The 12,022-nt window shown below is 34.1% G+C and carries 11 protein-coding genes; 4 read left to right on the top strand and 7 right to left on the bottom strand.

The features are described 5' to 3' along the window. Positions 1-337 precede the first annotated feature (337 nt). Positions 338-1,741, bottom strand: coding sequence for a phosphoglucosamine mutase (gene glmM / locus EMTOL_RS02900; RefSeq protein WP_015027767.1), 1,404 nt, complete (start codon positions 1,739-1,741; stop codon positions 338-340). Between the two features lie 201 nt (positions 1,742-1,942). Between glmM and EMTOL_RS02895 the strand changes: the two genes are divergently transcribed. Then, positions 1,943-2,539 (top strand): DUF4230 domain-containing protein, encoded by a 597-nt coding sequence (locus EMTOL_RS02895; protein ID WP_305953161.1) that lies wholly within the window; start codon positions 1,943-1,945, stop codon positions 2,537-2,539. Between the two features lie 3 nt (positions 2,540-2,542). On the opposite strand, the gene upp is transcribed toward EMTOL_RS02895, so the two are convergent. Further along, the gene (gene upp, locus EMTOL_RS02890; RefSeq protein WP_015027765.1) at positions 2,543-3,187 is read right to left on the bottom strand and encodes a uracil phosphoribosyltransferase; all 645 of its coding nucleotides are present in this window, start codon (positions 3,185-3,187) and stop codon (positions 2,543-2,545) included. Positions 3,188-3,230: 43 nt separating this feature from the next. Further along, entirely contained in the window at positions 3,231-4,985 is a 1,755-nt protein-coding gene (locus tag EMTOL_RS02885; RefSeq protein WP_015027764.1) for a capsule assembly Wzi family protein, read from the bottom strand. A gap of 163 nt (positions 4,986-5,148) precedes the next feature. Here EMTOL_RS02885 and EMTOL_RS02880 point away from each other — a divergent pair, with 163 nt between their 5' ends. Together EMTOL_RS02880 and EMTOL_RS02875 are read left to right on the top strand one after the other, a co-directional pair. Continuing rightward, positions 5,149-6,369 carry a 4-hydroxy-3-methylbut-2-enyl diphosphate reductase gene (locus tag EMTOL_RS02880; RefSeq protein WP_015027763.1) on the top strand — a complete coding sequence of 407 codons (1,221 nt, stop codon included), beginning with the start codon at positions 5,149-5,151 and terminating at the stop codon, positions 6,367-6,369. Positions 6,370-6,498: 129 nt separating this feature from the next. After that, positions 6,499-6,708 (top strand): hypothetical protein, encoded by a 210-nt coding sequence (locus tag EMTOL_RS02875; protein WP_015027762.1) that lies wholly within the window; start codon positions 6,499-6,501, stop codon positions 6,706-6,708. Between the two features lie 151 nt (positions 6,709-6,859). Here the strand turns inward: EMTOL_RS02875 and EMTOL_RS02870 are convergent, their stop codons facing one another. Next, on the bottom strand, positions 6,860-7,000 hold the full coding sequence (locus EMTOL_RS02870; RefSeq protein WP_305952844.1) for a hypothetical protein: 141 nt from the start codon (positions 6,998-7,000) through the stop codon (positions 6,860-6,862). Between the two features lie 232 nt (positions 7,001-7,232). Here EMTOL_RS02870 and EMTOL_RS02865 point away from each other — a divergent pair, with 232 nt between their 5' ends. Then, complete coding sequence (locus EMTOL_RS02865) at positions 7,233-7,619, top strand: hypothetical protein (protein WP_015027760.1); 387 nt, start codon at positions 7,233-7,235, stop codon at positions 7,617-7,619. Here EMTOL_RS02865 and EMTOL_RS02860 read toward each other — a convergent pair. The 3 genes from EMTOL_RS02860 to EMTOL_RS02850 form a co-directional block, all read right to left on the bottom strand. Then, positions 7,597-8,094 carry a DinB family protein gene (locus EMTOL_RS02860; RefSeq protein WP_015027759.1) on the bottom strand — a complete coding sequence of 166 codons (498 nt, stop codon included), beginning with the start codon at positions 8,092-8,094 and terminating at the stop codon, positions 7,597-7,599. The genes EMTOL_RS02865 and EMTOL_RS02860 overlap by 23 nt on opposite strands. Positions 8,095-8,134: 40 nt before the next feature. Next, complete coding sequence (locus EMTOL_RS21620; RefSeq protein WP_015027758.1) at positions 8,135-10,831, bottom strand: response regulator; 2,697 nt, start codon at positions 10,829-10,831, stop codon at positions 8,135-8,137. 515 nt (positions 10,832-11,346) lie between these two features. After that, a complete protein-coding gene (locus EMTOL_RS02850; RefSeq protein ID WP_015027757.1) occupies positions 11,347-12,018 on the bottom strand; it encodes a DUF2490 domain-containing protein in 672 nt (223 codons plus the stop codon). Positions 12,019-12,022: the final 4 nt, after the last annotated feature.

The raw sequence follows: 12,022 nt of genomic DNA, 5'->3' as shown, positions 1-12,022 counted from the left end.
GAAAAAACTAAAATTTCTTTTTTTCCTAAACATATGATTTAAATAAGGGTATGACTGTAGAGAACAATCATTTATAAATAGCGAACAGTAGGCAACTAATGACCTAACAAATTCAGTGCCAAAACTATTTACAAGGATAAAGTACTCAGAGGAAAATAGGTATAAAGAGAGGAAAACATTAGAATAATTCAGGGAAAACAGGAAAATATATAAGTAAATTTACTCAAAATGAGTATTTATTAGTAAGGAGTTTAAAGCCGAACTTTCATTCGCCTTTAAACTCTTTTATAGTGTAGCCGTCTAAAATAAAAACAATTAATGTAAACAAAATTGAGAATTAAAGCGAGATTAATTCTTTAATATCTTGAATAATTTTATCAGCAAGATTGGATGCTGTGGTTTCAAACTCTGACTCCGCGTAAATTCTGATAATAGGCTCTGTATTTGATTTACGTAAATGCACCCATTCTTTCTCAAAATTAATTTTTATACCATCTTCTACATTTATAGGATAACGCTCATATTTGCTCTTTATTTCATCTAAAATGCCATCAACGTTTAAATCAGGGGTAAGTTCGACTTTCTTTTTGGCAATATGGTAATTCGGATAAGTGTTACGTAAGAAACCAATAGGCTTGTTAAACTTCGCTAAATGGCTTAAAAATAAGGCAATACCTACCAAAGCATCTCGACCATAATGGAACTCAGGGTAAATGATGCCCCCATTTCCTTCTCCTCCGATTATCGCACCTACTTCTTTCATTTTGGTTACCACATTTACTTCTCCTACTGCGGCAGAATGATAGGTGCCACCCGCTTTTTGGGTTACATCTTTCAGTGCAAGGGTTGAAGATAAGTTTGAAACTGTGGTTAAGCCTTCTTTAATGTTTGCATTTTGTAGAATATAATCGGCTACGGCCACTAAAGTATATTCTTCACCAAATGGTTCTCCATCTTCATTGATAAACGCAAGGCGGTCAACATCTGGGTCTACAACTATTCCTAAATCATAATTTCCTTTATGTAATTCACTTGAAATCTCTCTTAGATTTTCGGGAAGAGGTTCAGGATTATGAGCAAATACGCCCGTTGGTTCGCAATTAATTTTCTTAATTTCTTTTACACCTAAAGCTTCTAGCAACATCGGAACCGCTATCCCACCAGAAGAGTTGACTGCATCAACACAAATCTTGAAATTGGCCTTGGCAATCGCGTCTTTATTGACCATTGGTAAAGCCAAAATCAACTCGATATGTTTTTTTAGATAGGTATCGTTTGTTTCAACTTTTCCCAAACTTTTCACATCGGCATATTCTGCACTATCATTTTCTGCAATGGCTAGGAGTTCTTCGCCGTCAGAGCCTGAAATAAATTCTCCTTTATCATTGAGTAATTTGAGAGCATTCCACTGAATAGGGTTATGACTTGCCGTAAGAATAATTCCACCTAAGGCATTTTCAAGAGGAACAGCAATTTCAACGGTTGGTGTTGTAGATAGGCCAAGGTCAATAACATGAAATCCCATGCCGACAAGGGTTGCTGAAACCAAATCAGACACCATTTTTCCTGATAAACGGGCGTCTCGTCCAATTACAACGCGTAGTGGTTTTTCGGCATTTTTATTTTTTAGCCAAGAACCATAAGCAGCGGTAAATTTCACGACATCTAAGGGGGTCAACGAATCACCACTTTTTCCACCAATAGTCCCTCGAATACCTGAGATTGATTTAATAAGCGTCACTGTAAATAGAGTTTTTGGTTATGTATTTTAGAGCAACAAAGATATGAAAAACATCGGAACTTTGTGGTTATAAAACGTATGTCTCTCGAAAAAACTATTAATTTATAATCATTTTTATTGAAGTTTAATTACTACACATTACTAATTTGTATTTTTACAAACATTTTAATAAATATTAGAATAAAAGAAATGCAGATATTGATGAGATATATACGTGTTTTATTAATCATTGGAATTATTGTCTTTTCAATTTTTTTATGGGAGAAATTTAAAAACATAAATCCTTTTGCGGTAAAAGATATACAAACAACCCATAATATGGTGTTGAAGGAAATGTCTGTTCTAGGCAAGCTAGAATTAGCTAATTTTGCCTTTAGAGATATTGTAGAACAAGAATTAGTTAGAGAATACCTTCCTAATCCTAAAGCCATTTTGATTGTACAGGGTGAAGCGATTGGGTGTATTGATTTGACCAAAATTAAGCCTGATGATATCGCAACTAATGGCGATACGCTTATCGTTCATTTGCCAGACCCAGAGCTTTGTAGCTATAAAATTGACCACCATAAATCAAAAATTTATGATACTGAGTATGCTTTTATGAATGAGCAGTCATTAATGAATGAAGCTTACTCAAGAGCCGAAAGCAAGATTAAAGAATCGGCTCTTGAGATGGGAATATTAGACCAAACTAAGAAAAATGCAGAGTTGGTTTTGAAGCCATTACTCGAAAATATTTCAGGCAAAAAAGTAGTACTGCAATATCGCATGAAAGCCACATTAAGCAGACCGAAATAACGTTTATACTTTTCCCCCAAACGCTAAATCACCAGCATCTCCTAGACCCGGAACAATATAAGATTTTGAGTTCATTTCGTCGTCAACATCACCTACCCACAAACGACACTGTGGTAATCGGGCTTGAATAAAACGCACACCACGTTGGCTAGCTATTGCCGAAACAATATGAGTTTTAGCCGGAATCCCATAACGAAGCATTGCATGATATGCTTTTTCGATTGATTTTCCAGTTGCTAGCATGGGGTCACTGATAATCAATACTTTATCATGAATGTCAGGACTCGTAATGTAATCCATTTCAATTTCAAAAGCTTCTTTATCATCATGTTTACCCCGATAAGCCCCGATAAAGGCATTTTCAGCTTTATCGAAATAATTCAATAAACCTTGATGTAAGGGCAAACCTGCACGGAGAATCGTAACCAATACCACTTCCTGTGAAAGTTTATAAGTTTTTTTTACTCCTAATTGCGTTGATACCTCTGTTTTCTGAAAACTTAATGTTTTAGAGATTTCGTAGGCAAAAATCTCTCCCAAACGTTCTAAATTTCGTCGAAAACGCATCGAATCTAGTTGAATTTGTTGGTCTCTCAATTCTGATAAGAAGTGATTGGCTACGGAGTTGTTTTCGGTTAAAACAAACATGATAATAAGTGGAGAAATATATTTTTGAAAATGGCGATATAACTCAAAATAATAGTTGTCGCTGGTAGGTGTTCCAACGCAAACCTAGTGAAAAAATCATATTTTTTTTATCATTTATATCTCCTGCTAGATTGATATTTCTATTTTGTACCCTTAAATCTGCAAATAAATTATGTGCAATCATGTAGGAAGTAGAAAATTGAAAAAATCGAGTATTGACAAGGGAGCCCTGTCCAATCGTATTCCCAAAATCATATGGTCGTGCAACCATATAGCTTCGTAAAATATCACCGCCCCAATTAATTATGTTTGAATCTTTGCCTTGTTTACTAAGCATAGATGTAAAATTAAAATTCAACCTTTCAATTGGCTGATAGCGTGCTACTAATAGAAATTCTTTAAAATTAGCACCTAAAGGATGAGCCAATGGCAAATTATAGTTTACATAATTACTGTAAGTCGAATAATGACTATACATATACGGGCGAGCTAAGTTATATTCTGCTTGTAGGTCTAGGTTCTTTACTCCTAAAACATCAATGTATTTGGCTCCAATTTGAGTAGCGTATTTTTTAGCCCACCAACCATTTTTTTCGAAATATTTTATATTAAACTCGTCTAATACAAATTGCCCATAAATCGAAAATTGGCGTTTGAAGTTATATTTAAAATTTGCCCCCGCAATAGAGTTATCCGTACTTCCTAGATGCCCTTCAACGAATCGCAGAAAAATAATTGGATTAAGATAATTAATATCAAAACCAACTTGTCGTTTCCCGAAAACAATACTTTCAAAAAAGCCAAGATTGAGGTTTTTAGTGATATTAATACTTAGATGATGAAGCGAAAAATATTTAGGCGGTAGTATATCGGTATTATCGACTGCTACAGGAATCTGTTTATTAATCATTTGTGCAAACAAATTCATGTACTGAAAGCGTCCGACATTCGTGAGAATCTTTAGATGCAGGTACGGGGCTGAAAAATCTGAAAGAATCATCGAACGAATACCAGAGCCGATAAAGTTTTTATCATGCCCGAATTGAAGTTGCACACTTTTTAGGGCTTGGAAAGTAATATAACCTCTTGCTGAAAAGAAATCGGCCAAATATCTACTTGAATCTGCATTGGGAACTTTGGTAAAGCCCTCATAAGGATTTGCTCTAAATGAACGGTTATATTCCCTTACATATTCAGGGTATAATATTTGATTTTCAGTAAACATCGAATAAAATCCCAGTTTTTTATTCAATGTACCACGAATTTCAATGCCACGTGTATTAGTGTAGGGCGTATCTTTAGTTTGATTATCTTTGCTGGCTCCAAATTGAAAAATTGGACTAATATGAAAATCGGTTTCTTTATCATGAAAACTGTAAAAGTCAGATTTTTTATGAAAGAAATGTTTCCAAAGTGTTTTCTTGCTATTGCTTTGAGGTAGCTGTTCTTCATTCAACCATTCCCAGCTATCATTTTGAAGGTATTTTAAATTAAATAAGTCTATTTTTGAAAGCTTTACTTTTTCATCATTGACTAAATCTGAACTTAGTTTAACTAAATCTTTTCTCCTCACAGGTTTGATATTTGAGTGGAGATTTAGCAAACTCCCACTTTTAATTTCATATCGTTCGATGAGATTATTAAAATCTTCGTTAAGTGGAGTGAAGGTACTTTGGGCAAAATTTGCTCTGAAGTCAAAGAAAATTAAGATTAGGGTAATGTATATAGCATTTGGCAGGTGGTTAGTAGTGAGCTTATCCGCTTGAAGTTTTAGGTATTTTATAAAACACAATCCCATTAAAATATGTTATTTTAGATAAATAGCGTATTTAAGAAAGCCGCCAATTGGCGTTTATTTGTGCGAAAATACAGATAATTCCTCATTATATATAAATCATCTGTTAGTTTTGTAAATAATTAGCTGATAGTTTTCGCTGTATGGTCATTTATCATCGATTAATATGAAATCATTCGTTATTCCAGAAATTTATAAAAGTAATATCATCGGCAAAATCAAAGAAGCTCGTCGGAGTAAAGATAAGTTAAAAAAAGATTTTACGCCTACGGTGCTAGATTTTGGCACTATTAAGTTTTTAATAGCCCGCCATTTTGGTTTTTGTTATGGTGTAGAGAATGCCGTTGAGATTGCTTACAAAACTATCAGAGAAAATCCTGATAAAAGAATTTTCTTTCTGAGTGAAATGATTCATAATCCTGATGTTAATGCAGATTTGCTTTCTCAAGGCGTTAAGTTTTTGATGGATACCAAGGGAAATCAACTGATTGATTGGAGTGAGCTTAAACCTGAAGATGCGGTAGTAGTGCCAGCTTTTGGAACAACCATTGAAATTCAGCAGCAACTGACTTCTTTAGGAATTGACCCTTACAAATATGATACAACATGCCCTTTTGTAGAGAAAGTTTGGAATAGGGCTGGGCAAATTGGCGAACGTGGCTACAGCATTGTAGTTCATGGAAAACCTAAGCACGAAGAAACTCGTGCGACGTTTTCGCATAGTAAGCAAAATGCCCCGACTGTGGTGGTTAATGATATGAAAGAAGCCGAGAAATTGGCTAAATATATTACACGAGAGTTGCCCAAAGAACAATTTTATGAAGATTTTGCTGGACAATACTCTGAAGGCTTTGACCCCGAAAAAGATCTAGACCGAATTGGTGTTGTGAATCAAACTACCATGTTGGCTTCGGATACACAGAGTATTGCCGATTTCTTGAAACAAGTAATTACAAAGTATCACAACGCCCAGCCAAATGAAGTAGAAAGATATTTTGCCAATACTCGTGATACACTTTGTTATGCTACCAATGATAACCAAGAAGCTACTTATGCTTTGCTTGAAAATCAGGCTGATTTAGCTGTTGTTGTAGGCGGATATAATAGTTCAAACACTTCTCACTTAGTTGAGCTTTGCGAAGAAAAACTACCCACCTATTTTATTCAATCCCATGAGAGTATTTTAGATAAAAACCTAGTAAAACGCTATAATTTGCATAAAAAACAAGAAATAACGGATGATTTCCTTCCTGAAAAACCACAGCTTACAGTTATGCTTACCTGCGGAGCCTCTTGCCCAGACGCAGTTATGGAAGCAGTTTTATTGAAGATTTTATCTTTTTTTAACACAGAAAAAGAAATAGACGAACTCCTATTAACGTTATAAGGAATATAGTAGGGGAGAAAGATTTAATGATAAATACTTAAAAAATACTTTGTTAAGTACAAAAAAATATTGTTAAATTTACATACTTTTCCTCTATTACCATCTGTTCATTAAAAAAATAGGAGTTCTATGAAGATGATTGAGTATGTTAAACTGATTTTAGAAAAAGTCAGTTTTGAGAAGGAACTGTTTGAAAAAGAATTAAAAAAAGGTTTAAAACAATTATCCCTAAAAGAAATCAAAGAATTGCGAAAGTGGTGTTATGAGCGTTTTGGGAGTGTTTATCGAGGAATTCTGAATCGGACGTTCCGTAAAGTACAAATAAGTATAAGTGTTTAAATAAAAAAGCCCTTAGATTGAAAAATCTAAGGGCTTTTTGTTTGGGAGGCCTAGTTTTGAAGCAAAATAAAGCAGAGTGAAATTCTCTCTGCTGATTCTTTGATTACTAACCTAAACAAAACTATATGATAAATTTTTAATTCTTAAATAATTAAGCGGCGATTGATAAATTTTCGCCGATAGCATCGTCGAAAACTTCATCGAAATCATCGCTTTCAAAGGCATCACCGTAGAAATCCTCATCGGTATCCTCATACAAACGTTCTTCACTGAGGCCGTTTGTGATCCTCACTGTATATCTCCAGTGAGCTTGGCTTAGTCTGAAACTTCCTTTTTTCATTCTTCATTTATTTTACGCCACAAAGGTCGTTTGAATATTTAAACTAAATATTGTGCCAATGTTAAGAAATTGAGAAGTAATCTGATACAAGAAATAGAAGAACTTTCAAAATTTATGGTTTCTTAATATTCAGATAAATTCTATCTAACATTAGTCAACTTATTTTGTATAAAAAACAAAGTCAATGCATTTTTCGGTTCCATCTCGCCAAAATCATTTACAAAATACTGTTTCATTAGCGGTTTTTATGCTTATCATCTGTTACTATGCTTTCAATGGTACTCCGAGCGATACCTTTGAAGAAAGAGACGTACTTATAACTAGCGAACAAAGTAATCAAGTTTATTTCGAGCAAAGCATAAGTAGATTGCGGGCTGCCATTCTGATGGATGCCGATGAGGTAGAAATTAAAGGCTTGATGTATGCAGTAGAAAATTCACTTGGAAAAATAGTAGGAGCGAAGAAAGCAAAAAAAGCAGTAGAACAAATACAAGCCCAATGGCAAGTAGCTGATAGAAAGACCACTATATCTTTGATAAATGCTTTACCTACTTTACTGACTTCGCAGTAACTAGCAACTGGCCTAAGTGGCGGGTTGTGTGTTCGGCTGCATGAAAGAGTAAGCCAATTTGTGTGGAAGGTATTCTTGCACGCCCAACATAACGAATTTCTGTGAGTGATTCTTGGTTGGTCTTTTTAATTTGATTAATTGCTTTTTCTACTTGTATATCAAGTGCATCTAAAAGTCCTTGTACTGTAATAGATTGATTTTCAACACCTTCGGCTTTTAACTGGTCTAACTGTTGTTCATTTAACATTTCTCCACGGGCATACGTAAGCAGCCGGTCTAATACGCCAGTAATATGCTGTAAATGAAATGCCACCGAGGCTACTCCTTCGGGTCTTTGCCAAAGTAAATGATTGGCAAAGTGAGCAAGTGACTCATGCAACTCTTCTTGTGCTTGTAATAATGTATGTACGATAGGCTGTAATAAAGGTGGCACATCGGGAAGAGGGCCTCTAAGCCAAACTTCTAGCTTCGACATTTGCTTCGATTACAGTTTAACGCTAAGATATAAAATAATTTTATTTAATGTAGGCTTGCATGCTATTAAGTGTACGCTGTACACTGGCTTTGAAAATTGGAAATTCAGCGTTAATATCTGTACTGATTATTCCATTTTTTGCGTTTTGCTCAGTCTTTTCTAGAAACTTAACCTCTTTGGACATTCCAAACATACCTAATGATGATTTCATGTGGTGAGCGACTGCTTTAACACCATCGACCTCTTTTTCAAGTATTTTTTGTTCAAGCTGCTCTACGTCTGTAGGTACACCTTGCATAAATAATGAAATCATTTCTTTAATAAACTCAGTATTTCCCCCACCGATTGACTCAAGATATGATAAATCGAGTACATGCTCTTCAGGTGTATTATTGATTGATTCCTCAGGGGTGTTATTGGTTGATTCTTCTGGTGTTTGGGTTGCCATTTTTTCTTTAAATTCGGAGTTTTCTACTACTGACTGAATTTTCTCTAATAATTCATGCTGTTTGAAAGGTTTTGCTAAATAACCGTTCATACCAATATCAAAGCATTTTTGTTGTTCTCCGACCAAAGAATGGGCGGTCATTGCAATGATTGGGATATTAGAATTTAAAACATTACGAATGTAAATAGTTGCTTGATAACCATCCATTATTGGCATCTGCAAATCCATCAAAATCAGCTGATATTTATTTTGGGCTAATGCCTCAATGGCTTCTTGCCCATTATTGGCAATATCTACACTGAAACCAAAATTATGTAATACATTTTTGGCTAGAATCTGATTCAGCTGGTTATCCTCGCATAGTAAAATTGAAAGCGAACTAATAGATTGTGCTTTTAAGGTAGTGTCTTTAATATTATCGACAGTGCTCGAGTCTACCTTTTGGAATGTAACTATAAAGTAAAACTCAGAGCCTTCCCCTAATTTACTTTCAACAAACAGTTTCCCTTTTTGTAAAGAAACTAATTGTTTAACAATATTTAAACCTAAACCAGAGCCGCCAAATCGACGTGTTGTACTGGCTTCTGCTTGAGTAAATCTATCAAAAATGCTATTTAACTTTTCTTGAGGAATACCAATACCCGTATCTTTAACAGAGAACTGTAAAGTAATGCTATCGTTATTTTCATTAACTTTTTTGACAGAAATGGTTACTTTTCCATCTTTGGTAAACTTGATGGCATTACCCGCTAAATTTACTAAAATTTGATTGATTCTACCTTTATCACCAAGTATATATTCTGGAAGGTCATCGGCCAGAGATAAAGAAAAATCAATATTATTTTGTGCGGCTTTGATTTTAAGTAAACTATAAACGTGATTTAAGGTATCAGTAATATTAAACGGATAAGTCTCAATTACTAATTGACCTGATTCTATTTTAGATAAATCAAGAATATCATTAATGATTAGTAGTAAATTATCGCCTGCAACTTGTATGTGATTGATGTACTCGTGTTGAGAGGCATCAAGTTTACTCTGCGACAATAATTCAGTAAAACCAATAATTGCATTGAGGGGAGTCCTGATTTCATGACTCATATTAGCTAAGAAGCTATCTTTAGCATGAACAGCCATTTCGGCATCGTTTTTGGCTTTAATTAGTTCTTCTTTTGCTTGTTTCTTTTCGGTATAATCTTCAGCAACTCCAAGATAACCAATAATTTCTCCTTCGTTATTCTTAATACATGTAACGCTTAGATTAATAGGAATACGCTTACCCTCTTTGGTGATATATGTCCATTCATTAACATCAACCTTATTTTCTAGTCGTGCTTTCATGACAAAGGTATCAAATCCAGGAGAAACCATTTTGCCGAACTCTAATGATAAGGCTAATGAACGCTCTCTTACTTCTTCTGGATCATGGAAAAACTCTGGTGTTTTTCCAACAGTTTCGTCATTTGTATATCCAATGAGGTCTAATCCTGCTTTATTAATTCTGCGGATAATACCATTTGTATCAGTAAAGATAACAGCAAATGAAACCCCATTAAAAATTGCATTTTGTGTAGAAATTAGGGTTAATATTTCAGCGTCTTTCCTTTTCTTTTCTGTTACATCTATGAAGTCGGTATTAATTTTGATATTTTCAATTCTAGAATCATCTAAACTAGAACTTGCACTTACCTCAACCCAATATGATTTTTTTATGGTTTCATTATTGGCTTGAAGGCTTTGGTAGTCGTTAGAAATAGTATTAGATAAATTATCAATTACTGAATTTAGTTGTTGTTTAATGGAGTAATCAATAGTTCTACTACTAATAGGAGGCTTCGAGTTTTGATTATTTAAGGCTAATATTGCGTAGATGTTCGAAGCAAATGTGATTAATGACTTTTTTTCTTGGTCATTTAACGACTTTGGCATGAAATCAGCAATGAACAAAGTACTAATCAATCCATGAATTGATTTTAGCTGAATACCAGCATAAAATTTAAAATCAGGATTGGCCAGTGCTGCCGCTGTATCTTTGAAATCTTGATTATTGGATATATCAGATATTTCGAATACACCATCATGAGTAATGGTGTATTGACAAAATGAATTGCTAATAGGATATGAGTTTTCAGTCAAGCCAATTTTTGACTTGAGCCACTGAATGTTATTGTCAATAAAAGAAACCCCAGCAATGGGTGTCTGAAAATATTGTGCAACTAACTCAACAGCGTTATCTAAAGCAAAATTATCCACCCAATCAAATGTACTTAAATTGTTCGTAATAGGCATAAGTTTTTCTCTCTTAATCCTAGGAGTCTCAAGTATAGGTCTATTCATCTATCAGGAAAAGTGGAAGTTAATACATACCCTGATAGAATAAATCGTACCATTAACATTCACACGTTTAGTTGTTTTGACTATTAAAGAAGCAAAAATCACACCAATAAAGGCGTATCAAATTCAATAATCAATTGCCACTTCAAACGTACCGTTCGATAAGTAGCTTTATGGGACTTTTATAGCGTGAAATGCCTTTTTTTTAATTAAAATTTTTTATTAATTGTATTAAAAAAAAGTAAACTTAATATGCAAGATTTTTTTCTTTTAATATTTTAACACTTTGGCACAGTAAATAATTCTATATTAATGACAAATAATAGCTCGTATTGGTTCGATTAGAGTGCCTTTAATTTGGTAGAAATATTGCAATGAAGGGTAGTTCAATTGACTCAAAATTTTAAAATAATGTTTCTCATTAGAATAATATTATATAGATTATCCGTAGGGGGGGGACGAAGTACATATCAAGGCTTAATTTCAAACTCTAAACTTAAACCAAGAATTTGGTTGGTATCGGGATATTTTTTATTTACTTCGGGTTGCCAAATGTAATAGATTGTAGCATACTTATTTTTGTTGTATTCATAAGTGAGGCCGACGGAGTTTTGCCAAAAAGAAGTAGAAAGGGGCTTTCCAGATTTGATTTTAAAAAAAGGCTCAGCGTAGGCGTACGTTTCCCAATGTTTATTGATTTTATATCTAAGGCCAGAGCGAAGGCGTAGAAAACTTTCACTATCATTATTAGAGCTTTCGTCGTTGATAAAATATTCTTTCTGATATTGTATCATCGGTCGAGTGAAAAAAGTAAAGCCATTAGTTTTAAATTGAGCATTAGTACCAATCAAAAATCGGTGGTATTGATTGCCTTCTACCCAAGCCAAACGGTAATTAGCTAAAACTCTTATATATTTATTAACTCTTTTTTCTCCTTCTAAAAATAAGTAAGAACCACGATAATTGCTTGAATTTTCATTGAGTCGAACTCGAAAGCGGCTCGAAAGTTTCCAACCCTTTTTTAAATTTAATTTAACAGCAGCATCATACCAAGTCTGGAAATCAGTGACAGATTTTTGAGCAAAAACCGTTAAAGATAACCCCAACAAAAGAGTAGTAAGTATTACTTTTCGAGTAAACATTTTG

Origin of the sequence: Emticicia oligotrophica DSM 17448, from assembly GCF_000263195.1 — a bacterium.
In the GTDB taxonomy this organism is placed as follows: domain Bacteria; phylum Bacteroidota; class Bacteroidia; order Cytophagales; family Spirosomataceae; genus Emticicia; species Emticicia oligotrophica.
The sequence above is the reverse complement of the archived record's forward strand: the minus strand, read 5'-3'. Positions and strand labels throughout refer to the sequence as shown.